The organism is Symmachiella macrocystis, from assembly GCF_007860075.1.
Classification (GTDB): domain Bacteria; phylum Planctomycetota; class Planctomycetia; order Planctomycetales; family Planctomycetaceae; genus Symmachiella; species Symmachiella macrocystis.
The window spans coordinates 3,020,794-3,045,680 of sequence record NZ_SJPP01000001.1 but is presented as its reverse complement, the minus strand read 5'-3'; the positions used below and the strand labels follow the sequence as shown (position 1 = coordinate 3,045,680).

Below are 24,887 nucleotides of genomic sequence, written 5' to 3'. Positions count from 1 at the left end.
CGACCAAAATGACGATGAACAATTTGGTTGGGTATTTTCAAATTAGGGACACAGCGCGGTCCCTGTGACATCTCAGGTCACGGAACCGCCACTAGGAGGAGGCGTAATGCCGACAAAAGACGAGATTTACGAAAAAGTTGCCGAGACGATGGTGGATGCTTTGGGTTTGGATGACGACGAAGTCACTCCCGAGGCGACATTGGTTGGCGATTTGGGTGCGGAATCGATCGACTTTTTGGACATCGTGTTCCGTTTGGAAAAGACGTTCGATGTGAAGATTCCTCGCGGCGAATTGTTCCCGGAGAATCTGACCGCCGGCGATCCCAATTTGGTCAAAGACGGCGTCGTGACCGAAGAAGGCTTGGCGACTCTGCGTGAAAAGTTGCCGTTTGCGGATGTCGACAAGTTTGCTGCGGATCCCCAAGTGGAGAACATCGGCGACCTGTTCACCGTACAAATGATCGTCAATTACCTCGATAAAAAACTGGCGTCCTAACGCGCAGTTCGAGGTAGATTTTTAAACAGACCGGTTCGGCGTTAGATTCGCCGGGCCGGCCTTTTCACGTTGTTTGCGCGGATACCGCGGCCTAACGCGCGTTGCACTCAGAGCAGAGGCGAGTGATTCCATGCGGTGGATCTGGATAGACCGGTTTACGGAGTTCGAAAGCGGTTCGCATGCCACGGCCGTTAAGAATGTCACGTTGGCCGAAGAACATTTGCACGACCATTATCCCGGATTTCCGGTGATGCCCGGTTCGTTGATCATGGAAGGTTTGGCGCAAACGGGTGGGATTTTGCTCGGTGAGAAAAACGACTTCGAGCATGTCGTGATCCTCGCCAAAATCCCGAAGTGTGAATTTCACAGTTGGGCCTGCCCGGGTGACAAGCTGACCTATAAAGTCAACCTAGTGGAGTCTTCAGAGCAAGGCGGCATGGTGGAATGTACGGCAACGGCCGGGGACCGCCTCGTCGCCGAAGCCGAAATTGTGTTCGCCCACGTCGACAAGACCCGTCCGGAAGCGGCGGCGATTGATCAAAAGAACTTCGTTTTCAGCATGCGGTTGCTGGGAGTGATGGATGTCGGCAAAGCAGGGGACGGCAGTACCAAGATTTCCGTGAAAGCCGAATCCCACTAACAGGCTTGTTGACCCAGAATGAACCGAGTCTGCTGGGCGGTCCCGTGGCCACATCTCTGAGAATCGTGCTTGGCCTACAAGGGGCTACACGGATACAATAGTTGTCGCCCGCGGCACGTGATGGATGCCCGGCCGCCGCAGTTGAGTTTTCAAATCCCCGCGTTTCCATTCCTTTGAGAATTTGGATAGCAGTTCCATGAGACGTCGAGTTGTCGTAACCGGAATCGGTTGTATCACGCCCGTGGGCAACACTGTGGAATCCATGTGGAAAGTCTTGCAGGAAGCGGGTAGCGGCGTGGGGCCGATTTCACACTTCGATGCCTCCAACTTTCCCACGCAAATTGCCGGCGAAGTCAAAGGATTCGACTTCAGTAGCTACGTCGATGACGAAAGCCTGTATGAGCATGCCGGACGGAACGTTCGCTTTGCGATTGGGGCGGCGACCGACGCGATTAAAGACTCGGGACTGATGGACGATCCGAATCTCGACCCGGTCGATTTTGGCGTCTATCTGGGGGCCGGTGAAGGGCAACAGGACTTCATGAGCCTGATGCGGATCATCGCCGATGCCTCGAAAAACGGCGAAGTCGACTTGGTGCAATTTACGCGAAATGGCTTAGCTGCTCTGCATCCTCAAGCGGAATTGGAACAAGAACCCAACATGCCTGTCGGTCACTTGGCATCGATTTTCAATGCCCAAGGCCCAAATGCCAATTGTCTAACCGCCTGTGCCGCCTCCAGCCAAGCAATCGGCGAAGCGACAGAAATTATTCGTCGCGGTGATGCCGACGTCATGTTGTCGGGCGGCTCGCACAGCATGATTCACCCCTTTGGCGTGACCGGATTTAACCTATTAACAGCCCTGTCGACCAATAACGAAGTCCCCCAAGCCGCGTCGCGACCGTTTGACAAAAACCGGGATGGTTTTGTGTTAGGCGAAGGGGCGGGGATGTTGGTTTTGGAAGAATTGGAACGGGCCCAAGCACGAGGCGCCAAGATTTATGCCGAGATTGCCGGTTACGGTTCGACAGCTGATGCGTTTCGCATTACCGACACGCATCCCGAAGGACGGGGAGCGATTGCCTGTATCAAAATGGCGCTCAACGATGCGAAGTTGAATACGGATCAGATCGACTATGTGAACGCGCACGGCACGAGCACTTCGGTGAATGACCGCGTGGAGACGTTGGCGATCAAAGGCGCGCTGGGCGATGATGCTCGCAACACGCCGGTTTCCAGCATCAAAAGCATGATGGGACATTTAATCGCCGCTGCGGGAAGCGTGGAAGCGATCACATGTATTATGGCAATGCGCGATGGCGTCCTGCCGCCGACGATCAATTACGAGACTCCTGACCCGGATTGCGATTTGGACTATGTCCCGAATGAATCGCGTCCGCAAGATGTCACACGAGCACTCTCGAACAGTTTTGGATTCGGGGGACAAAATATTTCGCTTATCTTCTCCAAGTTCCAAGACTAATCCGCGTGGATTCGTTGGGGCGACACGCCGGTGGAGCTCAGCGTTTGAAATCGTTCCTGGGGCGGGATGGTACCGATTTCAGTTGAAAAGTGGGACAAAGATCCCTAAAATCGCGGATTGCGGCAATTTGTCCCGGTCACCGCGACGAATCGTGTGCTCAGTGTTGTTGATCGTCTAATTTGCGGAATTTTGGTCTTTAGAACGTCAAATCTGTTGTGTCGTTTATGGCGGCTAAGCGGATAATTCAGATACAGATCGTGTCAAGCAAGCGCTTGGCATGCACAAGGCAGTCAACCGGCGGCGTGTTGCCGTAGTGGTTTTCGAGACAGTGAAGAGAGGTTTAACGTGACAGTTCATAAGAGTTTACGTCGGGGAGGCCGTCTGGCGCGTTCGCGGAATGTGTTAACGCGAGCGGAGCGGGTCGCCCAAATGAAATCGGAAGATCGCTGGGTCGAAGGACGCAGTCCTCTGGGACTTCCCAAAGTTCGGGTCATTAAGTTGGTCATTGGGAAAAAGAAGAAGAAGAAATCTGCGGAAGAAGACGAAACTAATTGAGAAGGACGCTAGAGGAGTTCCAGCGACGGCTACGTACGGCCGTATTGTTGTAATTCCCGAGATTTTGAGCGGATTAGCCAAATACCAGGACGGATATTTGCCCGCATCGAATTCTCATGCGTTTGCTTTTGCAGCACGGTTTGAATGTGCACCGTGATTCGAAAGTCACCGGGACCCGCCAGAGGAGGTCGGGCTGGTAAAGCATCCTTCGCGTTTTCGTTTTCGTTGGTCGAGCCACATAGGGCTGCTGATCGATACTCGATTTGACGGGTATTGCATTGGCGGTGGGTCGCCTGTCGAATCGGCTTTGATACTGCACGAATTCGCGGACAGGAGTCATGCTCGATACAGTCCGATACTGGGGCGGTGCACCAATCCGTCTCCGCATGCGCCGTCAAGTTGCGAGCTTTGTGAAGGCTACGCAAAACTCACGCGGTGCGCAAAATGCCGTCCTCAAGCGTCTGATCGCGCTCAACGCAGACAGCGATTTTGGTCGCGAACATGGCTTTTCTGAGATACGCAACGTAGCCGATTTTCGCGCCCGCTTGCCGATTTCCGATTACGAGTATTTTCGCCCCTACATCGAGCGGCTTAAAAACGGGGAAAGTTCGGCGCTGCTGGGCCCGCAAAACCGGCTGTTGATGTTCGCGCTTACCAGCGGAACAACCTCCGGTGCGAAATACATTCCGATCACGTCGCAATTCATGGACGACTATCGTCTGGGTTGGCGGATCTGGGGTGTCTGCGCTTATGACGACCACCGCGCTTTGTACAAGCGAAGGATCGTGCAGCTCAGTAGCGACTACGACCAGTTTCGCACACCGGGAGGGACGCCTTGCGGTAATATCAGCGGACTGGCCTGCGAAATGCTCAATCCGCTGATCCAAACGATGTACACCGTGCCCAAGCCGGTGATGAAAATCAAAGATCCGCGGTCAAAATACTATGCCATGCTGCGGGCGGCGATTACGGACTCGAAAGTGGGTATCGTCACCACGGCCAACCCGAGCACCCTGCTGCATCTGGCGAAGTTGGCGGACGAATGCCGTGAGGACTTGATTCGCGACATCGCCGACGGCACGTTGTCGACAAAGGTGACGGTCGATGATGAGATCCGTCGTGGATTGCAGCGCAAGACGCGCGCAAACCCGCAGCGAGCACGTGAACTGGAAGCGATTGTCAATCGGACGGGTCACCTGTATCCCAAGGACTTCTGGCCCGATTTGGAATTGCTGTCGGTCTGGACCGGTGGCAGCATGGGACCGTACTTGGCGGGCCTGCCTCAGTTTTACGGACAAAACAACATCCGCGACCACGGCCTGTCGGCCAGTGAAGGTCGCATGACGATTCCTTTGTCCAGCAATACGTCGTCCGGTGTGCTCGATGCAACGTCGCACTTCTTCGAGTTTATTCCCGAAGAGGAAATGGGCTCGGCTGATCCGACGGTGCTCGCAGCGCACGAGCTGATCGAAGACCGGAACTATTTCATCCTGTTGACGACCGCATCAGGGCTATACCGATACGATATTCACGATGTCGTGCGCTGTACGGGATTCCTAGGAACGACGCCGACATTGGAGTTCCTCAATAAGGGTGCTCACATTTCCAGCATCACGGGCGAGAAGATTTCGGAAAGCCAAATCGTTGCTGCTGTTCGCGAAAGCGTGGATCCGCTGGGTCTGGAATTGGGACATTTTACGGTCGTCCCGTCGTGGGGCGAGCCGCCGCAGTATCGATTCTTAGTGGAAGAAACGAATCTGCCTTCGGCTGATGTCGGCGCTAAAATTGTGGCCAGTACCGATCAATACTTGAAGACGTTGAACCCCGAGTACGACGAAAAACGAAACACCGGCCGGCTGGGACCAATGACAATGCAGTTGTTGCCCAAAGGGACCTGGGAGAAGTTTTGCCTGAAACGGCAGTCCCGTCTGGGAGGCAGCCTTGAGCAATACAAGCATCCCTGCCTGGTCCCGCAGTTGGAATTCTACCAGGAGTTTATGGCCGAATTCGTCAACGGTTGCCGGACGGAGACCGATGGGATTCCGCGTCCTTATTCATCAGCAGCGAATCGTGTGGACGCTAAATAGATCGAATCAGAATCGGAATCGGCCGCTGTTTGGGAGCGGTCAGGGAAATCGGTGAGTTCGATTTCTTCCATCCAATGCCGGATCTCCGCAACGTACTCGCTGGACAGATCCCCTTTGACGAGAACGTTTTGAAACTCGGCGGCGCCGTGTCGTGCGAGATCGGCGTCTTCGGCCGTTTTGAATCTCTTTTCAGGATCGGGGTGCACCAGTTTCCGCAGCATCCGAATCAGCAACTCATTGAACGCCAATTCTTCAGGCGGCAGCAACTGGGGAATTTGATCCAGGATGGTGTGCTTTGCTTTGAGAGCGGCATTCAGGCTTTTTTTGCCGAGAAAAGGCTGTGCCCCTGTGAGCATTTCAATCAGGACGTAGCCCAAGCCGGCCAAGTCGGCTGCGGGTGAGCCGACGGTGCCCTGCAGGACTTCCGGTGCGGCATAAGCGGGTGTACAGCGTCCCGTTTCAGGCCGATTGCGAAGATCGTAGGCCGATCCAATATCGATAATTTTCACGCTACCGGTCCGTTTGAGCATGATGTTGGCCGGTTTGATGTCGTTATGAACAATCCCGCGTCGATGTAACGCATCGAGCGCGGACAGGCAGCCGCGAAACACGGCGATGGCAAATGCCGGCCTCAGCCGTGGCTTGTCCAGGCCGCGCGTTACAACGATCTCATTGATATCGCGCCAGCGCTCCGCCGAGACGCGTGACTTGAGATGTTTCATCATGCCCGGCTTGAGCAGGCGTTGTAAATCGAATCCGTCGACCCATTCCATCTCCAACAGACGCAAGCCATCGATGGCCACGAAGTCGTGGACGGCGATCAAATTGTCGTGTTGAACGCCGGCGACCTGAGAGGAGACCTGCGCAATGCGGGTCATTTCCCGCTCGTATTTGGCGGTTTCGTCGAAATGCTCGGGGGAAAAGATTTTGAGGGCAACGGGCAATGAAAAGCCGTCAACGCCACTGCGTTCGCTCAGATAAACAACTCCTTGCCCCCCGACGCCGATACGGCGCAGAAAGGGGCGTTGAGCGACCCAATCGAGCTTTTGCCGATCGAGTATCGCGTTGTAATTGGCCAGCAATTCCTGTGGGGGGCCGTTCAGAGGATATTCCTCACAATGGGAAGCAACCCCATGAAAGGGGCTGGGTGAGTGCGACGCTCAAGATATTCTTCAAACATCACGTGCCGAAAGGGTTCTGGACACCAAAATTCGGCCAGCGGTTCGCAGAAGGATGCAGCGAACTTAGAACGATCTTAACAGAAACCATTGGCGAGGAAAGTTGAGTTTCTGAAAAGTCTGATCGCATTGCCCCAGTGCGTCTCTAACACCGGACAATCTTGTTGGGGACTATTCTCGAAAGCCTTAAATTTCTATCGCAATTCGAATTGCTACTGGCGATGGGATTCCTGGAAGATGGCCTGAATATCGCGAGCGCCGTGCAGTATGCGGGCAACACCGATCCCATCACCTGTCGGTCGGTAGATCACGACATAGACTCCCACTACAAAAAAACAAACCTCGGGGGCCAACTCAGGCCAAGATGTTCCCATATTGGGTTGCTGCGAATATGCCTTGCAACGCTCGCAAATCAGGTCAATAAAGCGATCCGCCGCGATCGGGTCATGGTTCTCTGAGCCGATGTAATCCCAGATATTGTCTAGGTCTTGGATTGCGGCTTTGTCCCACAATACCTGCGGCATCAGTCCCTCTTGATTCGGGAAGCAAGCCGCTCGGATCCGCGGCGTTTGATATCTTCAAAATCTGCTTCGACACCTTCACCTTGCTCAAGGCGGTCCAGGGCAGGTTGCACTTCAGCTTGCAGTTCCTTCAGGCGTTGATCGCGATCAAACAATTCCACAGCAGCTGCGCGAACTGCTTCGGCCAATTCATTGGGCGTGTGGAATTGGCCAGCAGCAAACTGTTGGGAAACAAACTGCTCTAAGTCTGTAGGAATGGTGTTTGACATGGTTCTGTGATTTCCAAAGGAAAAAGATGTCCTTACTAGGTTATCACGGAGAGAGTATTAGGTCAAAGTTGCCCCCATGCCGGTAGCCAATGCCCGTAGATAGTGACTCTTGCAACGTTAAGGTTAATCAAACAAATAGCTGACTGATTCAGCGCGGTGGATGCGTTTGATGGCCTCGCCGAGTAAGGGAGCGACGGTGACTGTGTGCAGGTTTGGGAGGTCTTGAGCTTTGGCGATTGGCAAGCTGTTGGTGACGACCACTTCCTTGACAGGAGCCTCGCACAACCGTGACACGGCTGAACCACAAAACACGGCATGTGCGGCGCTGATGTAGATTTCGTCGGCTCCATGCTTGTGGGCGACGTCGGCAGCACCGCAAATCGAACCGGCGGTGGAGATCATGTCATCGAACAGCAAGGCAATTTTACCCTGCAGCGGTTCGCCGATGAGATTGGCCTGTTGCGTGCGGGTGGCACTGCTGCGGCGTTTGTCGACGATGGTCAAACTGCCACCCAGGTGACGTTGATGATGCAAGGCGCGCTTAATGCTGCCCTCGTCGGGACTGACGATGGCTAGTTTGTCGGGGGGCAAATTTAGCGAACGAAAGTATTGATCCAGAATCGGCGCAGCATACAGGTGGTCGACCGGCAGGTCGAAGAACCCTTGGATTTGGGCAGCATGCAGATCCATCGTCAGCACACGATCAGCACCGGCGGTGACGATCATGTTGGCGGCCAACTTGGCGGTGATGGGAACGCGTCCGGCGTCTTTGCGGTCTTGTCGGGCGTAGCCGAAGTAGGGGATGACCGTGGTGATCCGTTCGGCGCTGGCCCGTTTGCAAGCGTCGATCATGATCAACAACTCCATTAAGTTGTCATTGACCGGCGGGCCGGTGGGTTGAAACAAGAACACATCGCGGCCGCGAATGTTCTGCTCCAATTTGCAGCCGATTTCCCCATCGGGAAAATCCCAGAGATCAATTTTCCCGAGCGTGATGCCGAGATAATCGGCGACTTCACGGGCTAATTCGGGATGTGCCCGGCCGCTGATCAGCGTGAGAATATCGTGCATGGCGGATTTTGCTGCGCGCGGGAACGTGGCGGAATGAGAGAGTACCGGCACGCGCCATTGAATCGTGGGACGGAGGGAGTGTCAAGCGTACGGCGGCGGCGGTAGGCGGGGCAGGAGTGGCCGGTAGCTAGTGGTCAGTGGCCAGAAGGGGGGCAGTGCTCCGCTAGCCCGCGCCGTTGTGGGGGAGGAATGAAACGTTCATTACCCGATTTTGGCGAATGGTTCGACCGTCGTGCCGTCGGGGATGCTGGCTGTTCCGTCGATGGCTGCGTGGGGGCCGATTTGGCAGTTGTTGCCGATGGTGACTGGGCCGCTGATTGTGGTGAAGGGGTAGATCGTGGTGTCGCGGCCGATTTTGGCGCGGGGGTCGATGTAGGTTTGTGCCGGGTCGACGATAGTGGCCCCCTCCAGCATTAACGTCTGCATGGTAACTTCTTGGATGTTGCGATGCACCTGTGCCAGTTGATCGCGGCTGTTGACGCCCAAGGCTTCTTCGATGGTCAACCGGTGAGCGGCGACGACGCGTTGGCCGTCGGCCAGCATGATGGCGGGGGCGTCGGTCAGGTAGAGTTCGCCTTGCTTGTTGTCGGTGTTGACGTGTTTCAGGGCAGCGAAGAGCCGTTGATTGTCGAAGACGTAGCAACCGACGTTGATTTCGGTGATTGCTTTTTGAGCAGCATCGGCATCTTTCTCTTCGACGATGCACTGGAATTCACCGTCGGCGTTGCGGACGATGCGGCCGAGTCCGAAGTTGTTTTCGGTGACAGCGGTGCCGATCACGCAGGAGGCTTTTTCTTCTTCATAGTCCTTGAGCAAGGCGGAGAAGGAACTGCTTTGCATCAGCGGCGCGTCGCCGGTGAGGATCATGGTGGCGCCGTCATGCTGGCGGAGGTTTTCTTCACAGACCATCACCGCATGCCCAGTGCCGTTTTGTTGGGCTTGCAGGGCAAATTCGACATCCTTGTGCACCGAGAGCGCACTTTTGACCTGCTCTGCCTCATGCCCCACGACGACGACTAGCCGCTCGACACCGGCGGAACGGGCGGCATCGAGGACGTATTCGATCATCGGCCGGCCGCACAATGGGTGCAGGACCTTAGGCGTCGCCGATTTCATACGGGTGCTTTTTCCGGCAGCGAGGACGATGGCGACGGGGGCGGCGGTCATGGTGTGGCTTTCTCAGTAGGCAGAAAAGAGTGGCCGGTGGCGAGTGAAGGTGTTGTTTGTTTGTTTTGTGGATTGGGTTGTTTTGTTGGTTTCGAACGCACGGCGACCCGCTTGAAATTCACGGTACGGGACGTGGGTTTTGTCGCTAAACCACTGGAGTCGTAAGCGCCAAATCGTTCTTGGATCCACTCCGGGAGATTATTCCCCGTTGTTTTTTCGTAGGCAGTCTTTGCGGAAATGAACAGGTCTAGATCGGGCTTTTCCTTTAGCACGTGGAAATCGTCGTTGAATTGATTTGATATCCAGACCTTCCCTGAAACTTTGTCACCATCGTTGAGGGTCACTGGATTATCGTGACCAAAGGGGTCGTGCCCAGACAATGTGCAGAAAGAAAACACGTCTTTGACACGAAATTGGTCCGGTATTCCGGAGACCTCTTTCCAGCTCCGATTGGGCTTTGACCAGGGAAGATTCCACTTATTGATAACAACTTCGTCGGGACAATAGGGGGCAAGGAACTCTCCGGCATCCTGTTTGTTGTAAGCCAATGTGAGGGATACCCAAACATCACCCTTTTTATCGACTTCAAGGCTGTCTGCTTGCAGAGTCAAGGCACGGTCCTGCGCGAACGCGACTAGGTACTCCTGGCCTAGTTCCGACAGCAAGCGTCCGAGGGCGAGAATGTGTTCCATGGTAAGTGGAGTATTAGCCTGCCCGCGAGGATCGGGTTCCCACAATTCGGTGGTCCGGTTGAAGATTTCACCAGTTTGACCGTTGATCATCATGCCGCCACTTTTGGCAGAAAAACGAGATTTGAGAAGGCCAAGCAGATTGAAGACATAGTAATTATTTCCGTCGGCATAGCAGTGGTCGGTGAAAAGCTTCGCGCCATCTCGTGCGAATATGATGTCACGGACTTCGGTGGGCGAGATTTTGAATCCCTCAGGTGTCTTGAGGTCTGCAACCTCAGTGATTTCGCCGACGTACTGAATTGGCGATTTGTTCAATATCGCGTAGGCAATGACTGTGATCAGGAGGATGAGTATGCCAGAGCGAAAAATAGTTGATCGCATTCGCAGGAGGTCTCGGCACGAGTCCATGCTCTCACCATTGATCACGTTAAACATACATTCCTGTCAGTGGCCGGTGGCGAGTGGAGTGTTCGTTTGCTCGCGAGGATCGGGTTCCCACGTCTCGGTGGTTTGGTTGTAGATTTCACCGGTTTGGCCGTTGATCATCCGGCCGTGCTTTTTGGCAGAAGAACGAGACCCTCTAAAAGGAAACCCATTTCGGACATAGTAATTGTTTTCGTCGGCATAGTAATCGTCAATAAAAATTTTCGCGCCATCTCGTGCAAATATGATGTCTCGTAGTTCGCTGGGCGAGACTTTGAATCCGTCTGGTGTTTCGAGGTCTGCGACCTCAGTGGAATTGCCGAGGTATCGCATTGGCGATTTACCCAATCCGGCGCAGCCTATGACCGTGATGAGAACGGCAGGTAAGGCGAAGCGATTCAGGGTTGATCGATTTTGCACGATGCCTCAGTTTTGATGCGTTATGCACAGCATGACCTACGGGATTTATCTGGCCACTGGACACCGGCCACTGGACACTGGCCACTTTTTCCCCTAAAACCGCAGGCCCATGCGGGCGATGAAGCCGCTGCTGATGTCTAGGTCGGGGGCAATTGTTTGGAAGCTGAATTCGCGGTTGAAGACCCAACCGGCTTCGATGAAGCCTGACACACAGCAGCCGTAGTTGCGAAAGCCCATCAGGATGCGGAAGTCTTCGATTTGCATGCGGTCGGTTAGGCCTGAGTCCTGGAGCGTGACTTCGTAGGCTTCGACGTGGTATTCACCGCGGCCATAGAACCACGTCGGTCCGAAGGCGGTGTTGCCGATGAAATAGTCGATGCGGGGGCGCGGCCAGACCATTGTGAATTCCCAGCGGGAATCGGGACGCCAGACGAAACCGGCGTAGGGAACAATTAGATCGTCGACCCGGTCCCAATATTGTGCTCCGAGGGCCCAGGTCCATTGGGGGCTGGTACGGATGAACAAGGCTCCCCGGCCGTCAAACATCCAGGCTTCGGACGAAGCCTTTTCGAAGTCGGTGGCGACTTGGGGAGTAAAGCCAATCTCAAAAGAGTAAGGGCTGCTGACGGAAGTCGAGAGTTGGAAATCGCTGGCAAGGCGATAGGCGTTCGAGCCCAAAGCCAAACCCGCCGGACCGCCCCAGTTGCGATAGTTGAATTCCGGACTCCAGGAAAAGGCGGAATCTTGAAACCACTTCCAAGTCCGCCGTAATTGGGCGTCGAACTCGAAAACGCTGAATTTGCCGAACGGGCTTTCGGTACTGGCGGCCGGTAGATATCCGACTTCCCATTTCGAACTCCAGCCGTATCGGACCGGTTCGGGGCCGGCGGAGCCGTAGAATCCGTTGGAACCGGGAAACGTATTGTAGGTCGTCATCGATTGGTCGTAAGGGGTGACGAATCCGGGCTGCGGAGGCAGAAACGGATCCCCGCCGGAATAGGGAGGCGGAGTTCCATAAGGGGCCGGATCGCCGTAAACCTGTGCGACCTGGACCGGTTGTGAAAAAGTGGGCGGCGCCAACGGGGCGTTGTAAGGGCCACCCGCAGCTGGAAACGATTGGCCGACCGGAAATGCTGTGGGTTGTTGCATGTAAGTCGGGCTTTGCCCGCGCACATCGGCAGCGAAAGCGGCTGACGGTGACGTTACATGAATGGGACCGGCAGCTTCAGGCTCAGCGGATATCAGGGCCAGTAGGCAAAGTAATTGTGCGTTCACGCCAGTGCACCTATGATTTCTGGGAAGTGCGGGGGGAAATCGGTGGCGAAATGTCCTTGAGAGATGCCACGTTTGCTCCGGGGATGGGGCGAATCCACACGTTGTGTAGTCCGCGCGTTTAAGGAGCGGTGTGCGATTGTCTAAAACCGGCGATTTTCGTCAACAGCAAGTCTGTGTCTGGGGGGAATTGAGATGGGAAAAGCTTTTTTTGAAGTGGGCGGTGGGGAGTAGGCAGTAGGCGGTAGACAGTAGGCAGAGAAGGGGTCGTCCGGTAGCCAACTCCAAGTGGAGCGGCATCCCTACGAAAAAGGGGGCGGGAATTGAGATGACTGCGCGGGTAGTGGTTGATAAATATTTATTTAACAATAGACTCGCGCAGAGCCGCCAAGCCGCAGAGGTTTTAGGGGGGCGATGGTTGGTGAAAACTTTGCGGCTTGGCGGCTTTGCGCGAGATCTTTTTTCTGAAAGTCGATCACGAGCGATCCCCCATGCGATCGAATCTATTCTGCTTCGGCGGCCAACATGGTGTCGCTTCGACCCCGGTGAACGGTTAAGCTGACGGCAGACAAACTGGGAGGCTGCTCGCTATGAAACGTCGTTTTCTGATTGTCATCACCCTGCTGGCCGTCATGGCCTGTCCGCTCTTAGTGGGGCCGTATGCTTGGCTCGACTATAACAGTCATTTGTCGGACGGGATTCGCACGGCGGTCGATCCGGCTTATGCATTCTTAGAGACCGAAGCCGGGAGGTTTGAAGTTACTGATCGCTTGTTTTTTTCTTATCTCGCACTTTGGCTGGGCGGCGAATTTGAAGCCGTGATGTACCAAGTAGACAGAGTCGATTTGTCACACCTACCATAGAGCCTGGGTGAATCTTCTCGTTGCTGCTGTTGTCGCTCACACGAAAGTCGTAAACATGGCAAATCCGAAAACCTTCAGAAGACTTGGCAAGACGTTCCTCCTCGTGGCCGTGCTCGCCTTGCTCGTCGGCTTCCTCGTAACTGTTGTGGGAATGACCAATACCTATGAACAAATCAGTCAAACCGAAGTTGTTCCAGAGGTGGCGGTTGAACAAGCAGTCGAGAAGACGGTGTCGTTGTCATGGCGAACTAACGAAATCGTAATTCCAATTGCACTGGTTTGCCTAGGAGCGGGCTTATATTGTTATAGGGTGGCCACACGATTGAAACGCCGAGCGGGTATTCTAAACAGCGAAATTCCCGCTGCATGATCTGTTGCCAAGTTGGGGCGGCGGGTATGATATAGGTCTAGTTAACGTCTCACCCCGCAGTCGAGGTCGACATGCTGCAGTTGCTTTCCGATTCTGGTTCGCCCAATTTTTGCGATGGGTTATCGCGGCGGCGGATGTTGCAGGTCGGGGGGTTGGGGACGCTGGGGTTGGGGCTGCCGCAACTGCTCAAGGCGAACAGCGAGGCGGCATCGTCTGCGTCGACGTTTGGCCGGGCGAAGCGGGTGATCTTCTTTTTCATGTGGGGCGGACCGGCGCATCAGGATACGTGGGACCTCAAACCGGATGGTCCTTCCGCTACGCGGGGCGAGTTTTTGCCGATCGCGACCAACGTGCCGGGCATGCATGTTTCGGAACATTTTCCGCTGATTTCGCAGCACGGCGACAAGTTGGCGATCATTCGTTCCGTGGGACAGGAAGACAACAACCACTCCACCGGTGCGCATGCGGGTTTGACCGGACGGCGGCATGAGCTGAAGCAAGAACGCTTTGCCGCCCGCGAAACGGATTTTCCGCACATCGGTTCGGTGCTCTCGAAATTGCGTCCCAATGCGGCGGGGATGCCGACGTTTGTGTCGATGCCGGAAATCATTGCCACGACCGATGGCACGGTGACGCCGGGACAATTCGGCGGCATGTTGGGCAAGGCGCACAATCCGTTTCAGATCGATCAACACCCGGACTTGCCTGACTTTTCGATATCGAGTTTGGCGCTGCGAGGCGGGATGAATCCACAGCGGATGGATACGCGGCGGCAGTTGCTGGAACAAATCGACGACGTCCGGCGATTGGTCGACCGCGATGCCCGCGTGCGGGACATGGACGCGTTTTATGCGCGGGCGCTCAATTTGGTGTTGTCGGCCGAAGCACGGCGGGCGTTTGATATTTCGTCGGAGAGTGAAGAGACGCGACGGCGATATGGTTGGCACACGTTTGGCCAAAGCACGCTGCTCGCCAGGCGATTGGTCGAAGCGGGGGTGAAGTTGGTGACCGTTTATTGGCACCGCGAAAAACCGACGGTCGATGCCAGTTGGGATACGCATTGGCTGAACAATCAGGAACTGCGCAATCGGTTGATGCCGGTCGTCGACCGGCCGATTGCGGCGCTATTGGAAGACCTCAAGGCTAGCGGATTGTTGGATGAGACGTTGGTGATTTGGAACAGCGAGTTCGGTCGTTCACCTCGTTTCAATCGTTATGGCGGCCGCGATCATTGGGGCGCTTGCAATTCGGTGGTGATGGCCGGCGGCGGCGTTCCCGGCGGGCAGATTTTCGGGGCCTCCGATGAACAGGCGGCGCATCCGATTTCGGAAAAAGTCACACAAGACGACATAGCCGCCACGGTGTATCACCTGTTGGGGATCGAACCTGAGACCGCCATCCAAGACAAACTGGGCCGCCCCTATCCAGTCGCGTTGGGCGAACCGATTCACAAGTTGCTGGGCAATCGCGCTCAACCAGAACCGTCGCTCGATCCGCCGCCCATTTTAGGACGCCCGAAAATCGGTCGGTTCACGCAAATGTTGCGGGAGCGTGGGCTGCGGTATTTGACGGTCGACTTCGGCAATCCGGATAGCGAAGCGGATTGGAAGCTGGCCGGTTTCGGCGAAGCGGTTGGTGAAGGTCTGGAGCGTTATCGCCAACCGGCTGCCGAGGTGGCACGAGTGACGTATCAAGGCATTTGGCATGTGATGTTCGACTGGGCCTACTTGGTCCTGCGTTGCCCCGAACCGCGCACGCTGGACGGCTTGGTCCTCACACTGGAAGGCCAGCCGTTGCCGATTCCTGAAAACCTGGCACAGGAACCGCCGTCAAAAATCTGGCACATCCCATTCCCTCCCGGCACGATTGCCGGGAGCAAGAATTTCGATTTAGAAATTTGCGGTGCGGATTGGCGGCTGACTGACCTAGTTTTGGTGGGGGATCGGATATCGGAGCGGCATTTGGGGTATGTTTGATTGGGGTTGGGGTAGGCGACTCTCGTTATCTGTCAGGCTCTGGTTGAAGTTGTTTCAGCTGTCTTTGCTAGTGAAACTCCACCTGTTTCAGAGCGCGGAAATTGCGGCGTCTTGCGGGCTTTGCCCGCCCCGATAGCGGAGCTATCGGGGCCACCCAGTTAATTGGGGTGGGCTTGAGGTAGTGGGTTTGTCTTTGGTTGGGGGCCCTCACCCCCGGCCCCTCTCCCAGAGGGAGAGGGGGGAATATTGGCGGCCGATTTTGTGTTTGTTTTGTGGTCCGTTTGTTGTGGTGCGCGTTTGGTTTAGGTGCTTTGGCTGGATGTTTTGCTGGATTGTACGAATCGCTCGGCCAGTTCGTCCGGTGATTCGGTTCCGTTGATTTCCAACTCGCGGCATTCTTCTAAGTTGCGAAACCAGGTGTGTTGCCGTTTGGCGAATTGGCGGGTGCGGGTTTGTAGGGTTTCGATGGCTGCGGGCAATGTGGTTCGCTGCTCCAAGTGTTCGATGATTTCTTTATAACCCAGCGCCTGCCGCGCTGTGTTGGCCATTGGTGGTGAAATCGTTAAGAGTCCGCGGACTTCCTCGACCAACCCGGCAGCGATCATTTGCTCGACGCGGAGGTTAATTCGCTGGTACAGCCAATCGCGCGGCGGGGAGATCCAAAATACGTTTGCGGGGCGTTGCTCGCTGGGCAGCGGGCCTTGTTGTTGTTGTGCGGAGAGTGGCTTGCCGGTCAGTTCGTGCACTTCTAGGGCGCGAACGATCCGTCGCAGATCATTGGGGTGCAACCGGGCGGCAGTCGCCGGATCGACTTCCGCTAATCGACGATGCAGTGATCCGGCGCCGTGCTCTTTTCCGAATTGGTCGAGTTGTTTCCGCAATTCCCAATCCGCCGACGGGCCTTCGAAGACACCTCGTAAGACGGCGCGCAGATACAAGCCTGTCCCCCCCACAAACAATGGAACTCGGCCGCGATTTAGGATCTCTTCGCACACGACTTGCGCCTGGGCGACGTAATCTGCTACGCTGAATTCTTCGTGCGGATCGACGACGTCGAGCATGTGATGCGGGATGCGGGCCTGTTCTGCGGGATCTGGCTTGGCGGTGCCGATATCCATGCCGCGGTAGATGGCCATCGAATCCAACGAGACGATCTCCGCCGACAATTGCTCCGCCAGCCGCAACGCCGTTGCTGTTTTTCCACAGGCGGTCGGACCGGCCAAAAATTGACAGCGGGGCAAAATATCGGGCGAAAACTGCATAAAAATGGCATCGTCAGCGGGAGAAACAGAGGGTGGTCCTGTATTCCGCCAGCATAGAGACCCCGTTACCATTTGGCCAGATCTTACGGCGGATGGCCGAATTGATCGCATCGCCTTCCCGAATCGGTTACTATGACATCGCGCGTGAATTTAGACCGGACTTGAAGCACCGAGGAAGACAGGGCGAAATCTATCGATGGCGGAATTTGAACGTAGCATCGTCGTTACGAGTGGACTGGAAGAAGTGTTTGATTTTCTGCTCCGTCCCAAAAATGTGACCCGCATCAGTCCCCCCGATATGGGGCTGAACTTTGTGAATGCGCCTGAAGTGGTCGAACTGGGCAGCATCATGGAGTTCAAGGTGCTCGCCCGCGGGGTCGTGCAGCAGATCACTCACGAAATCACGCATCTCGACCGCCCGACGAGTTTCATCGAAAAGCAGGTCCAGGGACCGTTCAAGCAATGGCAGCATGAACATGCATTTGAAGCAACGGGTGAGGGTGTGACGATTATCGATCGCATTTCCTTCGAACCGCCCGGCGGATTGATCGGTTTGCTGGTGACCGAAGAGTCGATTTTGGATTCCTTAGACGACGGGTTTGCGCACCGGCACGCACAATTGCAAAAACTGCTGGGCAACGAAAGCTAAACGGCATGTTCCCACACCTTTCGATGAACGGCCTCCTTCCATGAGCCAACCTCGCCCCCCAAAACTGCCGGCCTCGCGTCGCAATTCGGAATCCAACGCCGGGATCTTGTTGGCCGTCTTTTTCATCCTGCTGATCGCCGGGGGGTTCCTGGCTCTGATCGGGGCCGCCACTCAAACCGGATTCTTCTTTTTCATCCCCGTACTGCTCATTGCTGCCACACTGGTCGGCCTATTGCACTATCTTGTCTGGGGGCGGTTGTTGTCGCAGCGGATCACCGACGAAGACGAAGCCAACGCTCAATTTCCAGAGTCGGGCCAATGAGGACGTGACGGCTGATTCCCTGGTGGAGACCGTATAAATTCATCGAAAACTCTCTGAAAACGTCGTCTCACCTAGCACTGCGTCGGGGCCTGAAATCCGATGCGTATCGTCGTTTACTGGAGTGGAACATTTGGGCTTAACTCGTTATGAGGGCCTAGTTTGACAATCTCCGTTCTGTGCCGTATTATTGGAATTCTGTTCAGGTGACTCTCTTTCATCGTGGATTGCTCAGATGTCTCGGTTGCTAAACGATATTCAAACTCCTCATAGCGGCGCTATTGGCGTGCGCATTGGCGAGATTATTATTGAGCAACCCCCGCGACCTTGAGCACCAACGGTTTTCACACAACCTTCCACCCTCAGGTCGATTTGATCTGAGGGTTTTTTTGTTTCCAGCAGGCAGTATACGGTAGACAATAGACAGCTCTTTATAGGGAGTCTGTTCTGTCTACTACCCTCTGTCTACTACCTACTCACACAGGTTTTCGTATGGCCCGGATACAACTTTACGACACGACACTCCGTGACGGCAGTCAGGGAGAAGGGGTGAACTTTTCACTGCAGGACAAACTGCTGATTACGCGCAAGTTGGACGCCCTTGGTTTTGACTACATTGAAGGGGGGTATCCTCTCTCCAACCCGAAGGACTTCGAATACTTTCAGCAAGCAGCGGAGTTGTCACTCAAGCATGCACGGGTGTGCGCGTTTGGCATGACGCGTCGTCGCGGTGTGATGGCGGAAAATGATGTCGGCATGCGAGCCTTGATCGATTCGCAAGCGCCGGTGGTGACTATTGTCGGCAAGTCGTGGGATTTGCACGTCGAGGAGATCCTCCGCGTTAATGAGGCAGAAAACCTAGCGATGATCCGCGACTCTGTGGAGTTTGTTGTCTCGCAGGGACGGGAGGTCATCTATGATGCCGAGCATTTCTTTGACGGATATCTCCACAACCCCGAGTTCGCCCTAGCTACGATTCGGGCAGCGCAAGAAGCGGGAGCCACAATGGCGGTGTTGTGCGACACCAATGGAGGTAGCTTGCCCGAGCAAATTGCCCGCACCGTTGGGATCGCTTGTGACACGTTAAAAATCCCGATTGGAATTCACACGCATAACGACGGTGATCTTGCGACGGCGAATTCCCTGGCTGCTGTGGCAGCGGGGGCTGTGCAGGTGCAAGGCACCATCAACGGCATCGGCGAACGTTGCGGCAATGCCGACTTAGTCTGCGTTGCTGCGAATTTATCGCTGAAGCAAGAGCATGAAGTACTCGACGGCAAAGGAGTGCGGCATCTGACCGAATTGTCGCGCTACGTTTACGAACTGGCCAACATGAATTTCCGTAACAACCAGCCGTTTGTGGGCGCCAGCGCGTTTGCCCATAAGGGAGGCATGCACGTGCATGCGGTCAATCGCATCGCGCACAGTTACGAACACATTGAACCACAGGTCGTGGGGAACGTGCGTCGCGTGCTGGTGAGTGAATTGTCGGGCCGGTCGAACATTGTGGCCAAGGCGACCAAATACAAATTGGAGCAAGATGCGGACCTGATGGCCAAGATTCTGGAGCGTGTGCAGGATCTGGAGAGCGAAGGCTACCAATTCGAGGCGGCAGAAGCATCGTTTGACCTGCTCATCAAAAAGGTCGCGGGCAATTACGAAGCGATGTTTGAGCGGATGCATTACCGCGTGAACGTGGAAACCGATCAGAAGTCGCAACCAGTCACCGAAGCAACGGTCAAACTACGGGTCAACGGCGAAGTGCGGCACGAAGTGGCCGAAGGGGACGGACCGGTCAACGCGTTGGATTCGGCTTTGCGAAAGGCACTCAACGGGGCCTATCCGGGACTGGAGGAGATGCATCTGGTGGACTATAAAGTCCGCGTGATCAACTCCACCGAAGGAACCGCCGCCCGTGTACGAGTCGTGATCGAAAGCCGTGATAAAGAAGAGATTTGGAGCACGATCGGCGTGAGTGAAAATGTCATTGAGGCAAGTTGGTTGGCGCTGGTCGATAGTGTGGAATACAAATTACTCAAGGATGCGGGACATTTCAAAATCGAAGCGATGAGCGCCGCCGACTAATAGCCCGCAGGTCAGGCTCCCGCCTGATCCCCTTATCGTGTACTGTCCAATAGAAACCGCGTCAGGCGGCTGCCTGGCTTACTGAAATACGAAGAATCTAGAAAACCTCATGACGACTGAACTGCCCAAGCAGTATGAACCGAAAGCCGCGCAAGAGCGGTGGTATTCGCAGTGGGAACAGGACAGCCGGTTTGATGCCGATCCTGATCCGGATAAGCCATCGCATACAATCATGATCCCACTGCCGAACGTCACCGGCGCGCTGCACATGGGGCATGCGCTCAACGGGACGTTGCAGGACCTGATCACCCGCTGGCGGCGGATGCAGGGCTTTGAGGCGCTATGGATGCCCGGCACGGATCATGCCGGAATCGCCACACAGTCGGTCGTTGAACGACGGATGTTTGAAGAAGAGGGGCTCTCGCGACATGATATTGGCCGCGAAGCGCTGGTCGAGCGGATTTGGAAATGGAAGGACCAATACGAAGCTCGCATTCTCAACCAACTGAAACAGATGGGGGCTAGTTGTGATTGGCGGCGGACTCGGTTTACGCTCGACGACATGTGCTCGGCCGCTGTGCGCAAGACGTTCTTCAAGTTGTTTCGTGATGAATTGATCTTTCGCGGGAAGCGGTTGGTCAATTGGGATACCTTCCTGCAAACCGCGGTCGCCAATGACGAGGTGTTTCACGAGACGGTTCCCGGCCATTTTTGGACCTTCACTTATCCGGTCGTTGGCAGCGATGAGACTCTCGCGTTTTCGACAACGCGGCCTGAGACGATGTTGGGCGACTCGGCGATTGCCGTTCATCCCAGCGATGAACGTTATGCGCATCTGATCGGCAAAAAGGTCAGCATTTCGGTCACCGGCCGCGAGATTCCGATCATTGCCGATGGAATTTTGGTCGACAAGGAACTCGGCACGGGAGCGGTCAAAGTCACTCCCGCGCATGACCATAACGACTACGCTTGCGGCCAGCGCAACGATCTGCCGGTCATCAACATCCTCAACAATGACGGCACGATCAACGAGAACGGTGCTCCCTATGAAGGGTTGGACCGATACGAGGCTCGCAAGAAAATTGTTGCCGATATGGAGGCAGCGGGACATCTGATCAAGATTGAGGACCGCGATATTGAGATCGCGCATAGCGATCGCAGTAAGACACCGATTGAACCCTATTTGTCCGACCAATGGTTCGTCGCCATGCAGGACTTGGCACAATCGGCGATTGATGCGGTTGACGATGGTCGCGTTCGCTTCTATCCGGCGCGGTATGCGAAAACCTACAACGACTGGCTAGGTGAAAAACGGGATTGGTGCATTAGTCGCCAATTGTGGTGGGGACACCAGATTCCGATTTGGTATTGCGATACTTGTAGTGAAGCGGATCTGCAAGCCGCCTTCGGTGAACGCGAGGATGTCACCTATCGCCGTGCCACGGATGATACGACGTGGTTGATTTGCGGCGAAACCGATCTTGCCGAAGATGAGCTCGGCGCTGAACACACATTGGTTCGCGATCCGGACGTTCTCGACACGTGGTTCAGCTCCGCCCTGTGGCCGCATGCGACGCTCGGTTGGCCGGAGCAGACCAAAGACCTGGACTATTTCTATCCCGGCAATGTGCTGATCACCAGTCGCGATATTATTACGTTGTGGGTCGCGCGAATGGTCATCATGGGGTTGTATAACATGGGCGACGTTCCCTTCGCGCATGTTCATATCCATCCCAAGATTTTGGATTCCTTCGGCCAAACGATGTCCAAAAGCAAAGGAAACGGCGTCAATCCGTTGGACATCATCGACAAATACGGCACCGATGCGATGCGGTTTACGATCGCCTCGTTCGCTGGCGAAAGCCAGGACGTCAAGATTCCGGTCGACTACGAATGCCCCCATTGCGGCGGGTTGATTCCGCAGACGCTCAAGAATCAAAAAGCGACTCCCGACGGCGGTGCGAAACCGCGCGTCACATGCAAGCAGTGCAAGAAGAGTTCACAGTTTTCCAGCCCGTGGTTCGATCCCGACGAGGGAGAACCTGTCGCGCGGATCGTTAGCGAGCGGTTTGAATACGGCCGTAATTTCTGCAACAAGCTGTGGAACGCCGCTCGGTTCGCCATGTTGAACCTCGAAGGCTATACACCCGGCGAGATTGCCCAGGACGAATTGCAGGTCGAAGACCGTTGGATTCTCAGTCGGTTGTCGCGGACGGCCGAGTCAATCAACGCGCTGTTGAGCGAATACAAATTCGACGCGGCGACGCGTGCCTTGCGGGATTTTGTCTGGAATGAATTCTGCGACTGGTACGTCGAGATGGTCAAACCACGGCTGCGCGATGAAGAGGCAAAACCCTCGACACAGCGAATTTTGGTGGGGGTGCTAGATGGCATTGTCCGATTGTTGGCACCGTTTACTCCCTTCCTGACAGAAGAGCTTTGGGCGCGGCTGAATGAAATCGCGCCGCAGCGAGGCTTGTTCTCGCCACAACCGGCGGCCGAGAGTTGCATGATTGCCTCGTATCCTGAGTTCCCGCTCGACTGGCAGGATGCAGGGTTGGAATCGCGGTTCGCGCGGCTGCAGGAAACGATTGTCGCTGTCCGCAACCTGCGGGCGGTGTATCGCATCGCCAATGCGGTTGAACTGCAACTGCACGTCCGTTGCCCCGCGGAGGTCGCGGCGGAACTGGATGATGTCGCCCCGCAATTCGACAATTTGGCCAAAACGAAGTTGGCCGCTACCGGACCGGACATCGATCCTCCCCCGGCGTCGGCGAGTTTTTCGTTGACCGATGCGGATGGATTTGTCCCACTCGAAGGAATTGTCGACCTGGGAGAGGAATTGGAGCGACAAAAAGCGGAAGCGGAGAAACTCCGCGGGCATATTGGCGGCCATGAGAAGAAACTGGCCAACAAGAATTTCGTGGACCGCGCTCCGGCGGAGGTTGTCGACGATGTTCGCGAGACGTTGGCGGGCCTGAAAAAACAGCTGGAGAGTATCGAAACCATTGTCGCCCAATTGGGTGGGTCATAGAATTCTCTCGATACCGACAGCCCTGTAGCGGCTTGGATTTTGCATTGCCGGCCAATTGCCTATACTGGGCGATAGACATCTATTCGTATACACCCGGAGAACTCAGCCGTGCTCGTCCATATGGAATTGGCCCGCATCATTATCAACGAGATCAACGATCACCAGATTGTTTATCTGCGGGAAGTGAATGGCGACCGGCAATTTCCGATCGTCATCGGATTTTTCGAGGCATCGAGCATCGATCGTCGCGTCAAAGACGAAGCTCCGCCGCGGCCGTTGACCCACGAATTGCTGAAAAACACAATCGAAGAGCTGGGTGGCGAATTGCAAGACGTGGTGATCAACAACCTGTTGGATCACACGTACTACGGTTTGCTGCGGATTCTGCAGGACGGTGAAACGGTCGAAATCGACTGCCGCCCCTCGGATGCGATCGCCTTGGCGGTCCAATTCACGCCGCACTTGCCGATTTATGTCGATGAGGAAGTGCTTGCCGAAGCGGCGAATTGACCAATCCCATTCCGACCGCTTGCGGTCGATGTCGAGGTCGCATTGAACACTATGCGTAGGTCATGCTCTGCATGACCTACATGAGGCAACAGAACAGGAACACACTTTGACTGCCAACCAGTACGAAAACCCGTTGATCTCACGATATAGCTCCGCGGAAATGAGCGGCATTTGGTCGCCGCAGACGAAATTCTCCACCTGGCGACGCTTGTGGGTCGCGCTGGCTGAGGCGGAGCGCGAATTGGGGTTGGATATCTCAGCCGCGCAGATCGCTGAACTTCGTGAAGCGGTGGACGATATTGATTTTGCCGCTGCCCGTCGACATGAAGAAACCTTGCGGCACGATGTGATGGCCCATGTGCATGCCTATGGCGACCGTTGCCCGAATGCGCGAGGCATCATCCACCTGGGGGCGACGAGTTGTTATGTCACGGATAACACCGACTTGTTGTTGTTGCGGGACAGCTTGGAATTGATCCGAGCCCGGTTGGTGTTGACGATCGACCAGTTGGCGAAATTCGCCGCTGAGTATCGCGATGTCGCCTGTCTGGGATTCACGCATCTGCAACCCGCGCAACCGACAACCGTCGGCAAGCGAGCGACGCTGTGGTGTTATGATCTGGTTCTCGATTTGGCGGAAATTCAGCACCGCTTGAATACACTCCGTTTTCGCGGTGTGAAAGGGACGACCGGAACGCAGGCGACTTTCTTGCAACTGTTTGACGGCGATCATGCCAAGGTCGAAACACTCGATAAACTCGTTGCTGAAAAAATGGGCTTCGAGACGACCTATGCGGTGACCGGTCAAACCTATTCGCGCAAGATCGACGCACAGGTGTTGGCGGTCTTGAGCGGCATTGGGCAATCGGCGCACAAGGCGGGCAGCGATCTGCGGTTGTTGCAAAGCCGCAAGGAATTGGAAGAGCCGTTCGGCAAACAACAAATCGGCTCCTCTGCCATGGCCTACAAACGCAACCCGATGCGGGCGGAGCGGATGTGCGGACTGGCCCGTTATGCGATTAGCCTCACCAGCAGCGCGGACAACACGTTGGCGACGCAGTGGATGGAGCGGACGCTGGATGACAGCGCCAACCGTCGCTTGAGTTTGCCGCAATCGTTTTTGGCCATTGATGCGGCGCTGATTTTGTACCGCAACGTGGCGGACGGACTGGTGGTCTATCCGCAGGTGATCGCCAAACATGTCGCCGAGGAGCTACCGTTTTTGGCCACCGAAGAAATCCTGATGGCGGGCGTCCGCGCCGGTGGGGATCGGCAAGACTTACACGAAAGCGTCCGCGTACACAGCCAAGCGGCCGCTCAGCAGGTCAAAGAACATGGCCAGTCCAACGACCTGATCGCGCGGCTTAAAGGGGACCCCGCCTTCGCGAATGTCGATTTGGACGGCGCGCTGGATGTCAACAAATACATCGGCCGCGCTCCGGAGCAAGTCGACGCCTTTATCAGTGAAGTCATCGAACCGATCCGCACGCGGTACGCCGAGGACCTGGATCGTTCCGCAGGTGAGGTCCGGGTTTAATCTCCTTG

General features: G+C 55.4%; 23 protein-coding genes. 14 read left to right on the top strand and 9 right to left on the bottom strand.

Going from position 1 to position 24,887, the window contains the following annotated elements; genetic code table 11:
- The first annotated feature begins 106 nt into the window (after positions 1–106).
- The 5 genes from CA54_RS11700 (at position 107) to CA54_RS11680 (ending at position 5,261) form a co-directional block, all read left to right on the top strand.
- The gene (locus tag CA54_RS11700) at positions 107–496 is read left to right on the top strand and encodes an acyl carrier protein (protein ID WP_146370945.1); all 390 of its coding nucleotides are present in this window, start codon (positions 107–109) and stop codon (positions 494–496) included.
- A 130-nt stretch (positions 497–626) separates the two neighbouring features.
- Complete coding sequence (locus tag CA54_RS11695) at positions 627–1,136, top strand: 3-hydroxyacyl-ACP dehydratase FabZ family protein (protein ID WP_145379768.1); 510 nt, start codon at positions 627–629, stop codon at positions 1,134–1,136.
- 196 nt (positions 1,137–1,332) lie between these two features.
- Positions 1,333–2,619 carry a beta-ketoacyl-ACP synthase II gene (gene fabF / locus CA54_RS11690; RefSeq protein WP_146370944.1) on the top strand — a complete coding sequence of 429 codons (1,287 nt, stop codon included), beginning with the start codon at positions 1,333–1,335 and terminating at the stop codon, positions 2,617–2,619.
- A 345-nt stretch (positions 2,620–2,964) separates the two neighbouring features.
- Positions 2,965–3,174, top strand: coding sequence for a small basic protein (locus tag CA54_RS11685; protein ID WP_146370943.1), 210 nt, complete (start codon positions 2,965–2,967; stop codon positions 3,172–3,174).
- Positions 3,175–3,512: 338 nt separating this feature from the next.
- A complete protein-coding gene (locus CA54_RS11680) occupies positions 3,513–5,261 on the top strand; it encodes a GH3 auxin-responsive promoter family protein (protein WP_146370942.1) in 1,749 nt (582 codons plus the stop codon).
- On the opposite strand, the gene CA54_RS11675 is transcribed toward CA54_RS11680, so the two are convergent.
- From CA54_RS11675 to CA54_RS11640, 8 genes are all read right to left on the bottom strand, one after another.
- Positions 5,225–6,343 carry a serine/threonine-protein kinase gene (locus CA54_RS11675; protein WP_197532402.1) on the bottom strand — a complete coding sequence of 373 codons (1,119 nt, stop codon included), beginning with the start codon at positions 6,341–6,343 and terminating at the stop codon, positions 5,225–5,227. The two genes, CA54_RS11680 and CA54_RS11675, sit on opposite strands and share 37 nt — an antisense overlap.
- A 308-nt stretch (positions 6,344–6,651) precedes the next feature.
- Complete coding sequence (locus tag CA54_RS11670) at positions 6,652–6,963, bottom strand: type II toxin-antitoxin system RelE/ParE family toxin (RefSeq protein WP_146370940.1); 312 nt, start codon at positions 6,961–6,963, stop codon at positions 6,652–6,654.
- Positions 6,963–7,229, bottom strand: a complete 267-nt coding sequence (locus CA54_RS11665) for a type II toxin-antitoxin system ParD family antitoxin (RefSeq protein ID WP_146370939.1) — start codon at positions 7,227–7,229, stop codon at positions 6,963–6,965. The genes CA54_RS11670 and CA54_RS11665 overlap by 1 nt, the downstream gene beginning before the upstream one ends.
- A 123-nt stretch (positions 7,230–7,352) precedes the next feature.
- Positions 7,353–8,300 carry a ribose-phosphate diphosphokinase gene (locus tag CA54_RS11660; protein WP_146370938.1) on the bottom strand — a complete coding sequence of 316 codons (948 nt, stop codon included), beginning with the start codon at positions 8,298–8,300 and terminating at the stop codon, positions 7,353–7,355.
- 201 nt (positions 8,301–8,501) lie between these two features.
- Positions 8,502–9,467: a bifunctional UDP-N-acetylglucosamine diphosphorylase/glucosamine-1-phosphate N-acetyltransferase GlmU gene (locus tag CA54_RS11655; protein ID WP_146370937.1), complete on the bottom strand. Its 966-nt coding sequence runs from the start codon at positions 9,465–9,467 to the stop codon at positions 8,502–8,504.
- Positions 9,464–10,540, bottom strand: a complete 1,077-nt coding sequence (locus CA54_RS11650) for a hypothetical protein (protein WP_146370936.1) — start codon at positions 10,538–10,540, stop codon at positions 9,464–9,466. The genes CA54_RS11655 and CA54_RS11650 overlap by 4 nt, the downstream gene beginning before the upstream one ends.
- Before the next feature lie 63 nt (positions 10,541–10,603).
- On the bottom strand, positions 10,604–11,002 hold the full coding sequence (locus CA54_RS11645) for a hypothetical protein (RefSeq protein WP_146370935.1): 399 nt from the start codon (positions 11,000–11,002) through the stop codon (positions 10,604–10,606).
- A gap of 93 nt (positions 11,003–11,095) precedes the next feature.
- A complete protein-coding gene (locus CA54_RS11640; RefSeq protein WP_146370934.1) occupies positions 11,096–12,277 on the bottom strand; it encodes a hypothetical protein in 1,182 nt (393 codons plus the stop codon).
- A gap of 587 nt (positions 12,278–12,864) precedes the next feature.
- Between CA54_RS11640 and CA54_RS11635 the strand changes: the two genes are divergently transcribed.
- The 3 genes from CA54_RS11635 to CA54_RS11625 all read left to right on the top strand — a co-directional run bounded on the left by CA54_RS11635 (position 12,865) and on the right by CA54_RS11625 (position 15,483).
- The gene (locus tag CA54_RS11635; RefSeq protein ID WP_146370933.1) at positions 12,865–13,137 is read left to right on the top strand and encodes a hypothetical protein; all 273 of its coding nucleotides are present in this window, start codon (positions 12,865–12,867) and stop codon (positions 13,135–13,137) included.
- 55 nt (positions 13,138–13,192) lie between these two features.
- Entirely contained in the window at positions 13,193–13,507 is a 315-nt protein-coding gene (locus CA54_RS11630; protein WP_146370932.1) for a hypothetical protein, read from the top strand.
- A gap of 71 nt (positions 13,508–13,578) precedes the next feature.
- Positions 13,579–15,483, top strand: coding sequence for a DUF1501 domain-containing protein (locus tag CA54_RS11625; RefSeq protein ID WP_146370931.1), 1,905 nt, complete (start codon positions 13,579–13,581; stop codon positions 15,481–15,483).
- A 302-nt stretch (positions 15,484–15,785) separates the two neighbouring features.
- Here the strand turns inward: CA54_RS11625 and miaA are convergent, their stop codons facing one another.
- On the bottom strand, positions 15,786–16,745 hold the full coding sequence (miaA, locus tag CA54_RS11620) for a tRNA (adenosine(37)-N6)-dimethylallyltransferase MiaA (protein WP_146370930.1): 960 nt from the start codon (positions 16,743–16,745) through the stop codon (positions 15,786–15,788).
- Positions 16,746–16,941: 196 nt separating this feature from the next.
- Between miaA and CA54_RS11615 the strand changes: the two genes are divergently transcribed.
- The 6 genes from CA54_RS11615 to purB all read left to right on the top strand — a co-directional run bounded on the left by CA54_RS11615 (position 16,942) and on the right by purB (position 24,879).
- On the top strand, positions 16,942–17,394 hold the full coding sequence (locus CA54_RS11615) for an SRPBCC family protein (protein WP_146370929.1): 453 nt from the start codon (positions 16,942–16,944) through the stop codon (positions 17,392–17,394).
- Between the two features lie 40 nt (positions 17,395–17,434).
- A complete protein-coding gene (locus CA54_RS11610; RefSeq protein ID WP_146370928.1) occupies positions 17,435–17,716 on the top strand; it encodes a hypothetical protein in 282 nt (93 codons plus the stop codon).
- Positions 17,717–18,205: 489 nt separating this feature from the next.
- Positions 18,206–19,798: a citramalate synthase gene (gene cimA / locus CA54_RS11605; protein WP_146370927.1), complete on the top strand. Its 1,593-nt coding sequence runs from the start codon at positions 18,206–18,208 to the stop codon at positions 19,796–19,798.
- Between the two features lie 109 nt (positions 19,799–19,907).
- On the top strand, positions 19,908–22,832 hold the full coding sequence (locus CA54_RS11600) for a valine--tRNA ligase (protein ID WP_146370926.1): 2,925 nt from the start codon (positions 19,908–19,910) through the stop codon (positions 22,830–22,832).
- 108 nt (positions 22,833–22,940) lie between these two features.
- Complete coding sequence (locus CA54_RS11595; protein WP_197532400.1) at positions 22,941–23,342, top strand: bifunctional nuclease family protein; 402 nt, start codon at positions 22,941–22,943, stop codon at positions 23,340–23,342.
- Positions 23,343–23,448: 106 nt separating this feature from the next.
- Positions 23,449–24,879, top strand: a complete 1,431-nt coding sequence (purB, locus tag CA54_RS11590) for an adenylosuccinate lyase (protein WP_146370925.1) — start codon at positions 23,449–23,451, stop codon at positions 24,877–24,879.
- The last annotated feature ends 8 nt before the right edge of the window (positions 24,880–24,887 follow it).

What these genes read in the sequence shown, in the direction of transcription:
- CA54_RS11625 (WP_146370931.1), top strand. Translation starts at nt 13,579, where the DNA reads ATGCTGCAGTTGCTTTCCGATTCTGGTTCGCCCAATTTTTGCGATGGG.
- CA54_RS11655 (WP_146370937.1), bottom strand. Translation starts at nt 9,467, where the DNA reads ATGACCGCCGCCCCCGTCGCCATCGTCCTCGCTGCCGGAAAAAGCACC.
- miaA (WP_146370930.1), bottom strand. Translation starts at nt 16,745, where the DNA reads ATGCAGTTTTCGCCCGATATTTTGCCCCGCTGTCAATTTTTGGCCGGT.
- CA54_RS11635 (WP_146370933.1), top strand. Translation starts at nt 12,865, where the DNA reads ATGAAACGTCGTTTTCTGATTGTCATCACCCTGCTGGCCGTCATGGCC.
- CA54_RS11695 (WP_145379768.1), top strand. Translation starts at nt 627, where the DNA reads ATGCGGTGGATCTGGATAGACCGGTTTACGGAGTTCGAAAGCGGTTCG.
- CA54_RS11680 (WP_146370942.1), top strand. Translation starts at nt 3,513, where the DNA reads ATGCTCGATACAGTCCGATACTGGGGCGGTGCACCAATCCGTCTCCGC.
- CA54_RS11600 (WP_146370926.1), top strand. Translation starts at nt 19,908, where the DNA reads ATGACGACTGAACTGCCCAAGCAGTATGAACCGAAAGCCGCGCAAGAG.
- CA54_RS11630 (WP_146370932.1), top strand. Translation starts at nt 13,193, where the DNA reads ATGGCAAATCCGAAAACCTTCAGAAGACTTGGCAAGACGTTCCTCCTC.
- CA54_RS11650 (WP_146370936.1), bottom strand. Translation starts at nt 10,540, where the DNA reads ATGCGATCAACTATTTTTCGCTCTGGCATACTCATCCTCCTGATCACA.
- cimA (WP_146370927.1), top strand. Translation starts at nt 18,206, where the DNA reads ATGGCCCGGATACAACTTTACGACACGACACTCCGTGACGGCAGTCAG.
- CA54_RS11615 (WP_146370929.1), top strand. Translation starts at nt 16,942, where the DNA reads ATGGCGGAATTTGAACGTAGCATCGTCGTTACGAGTGGACTGGAAGAA.
- CA54_RS11700 (WP_146370945.1), top strand. Translation starts at nt 107, where the DNA reads ATGCCGACAAAAGACGAGATTTACGAAAAAGTTGCCGAGACGATGGTG.
- CA54_RS11660 (WP_146370938.1), bottom strand. Translation starts at nt 8,300, where the DNA reads ATGCACGATATTCTCACGCTGATCAGCGGCCGGGCACATCCCGAATTA.
- CA54_RS11610 (WP_146370928.1), top strand. Translation starts at nt 17,435, where the DNA reads ATGAGCCAACCTCGCCCCCCAAAACTGCCGGCCTCGCGTCGCAATTCG.
- fabF (WP_146370944.1), top strand. Translation starts at nt 1,333, where the DNA reads ATGAGACGTCGAGTTGTCGTAACCGGAATCGGTTGTATCACGCCCGTG.
- CA54_RS11665 (WP_146370939.1), bottom strand. Translation starts at nt 7,229, where the DNA reads ATGTCAAACACCATTCCTACAGACTTAGAGCAGTTTGTTTCCCAACAG.
- CA54_RS11670 (WP_146370940.1), bottom strand. Translation starts at nt 6,963, where the DNA reads ATGCCGCAGGTATTGTGGGACAAAGCCGCAATCCAAGACCTAGACAAT.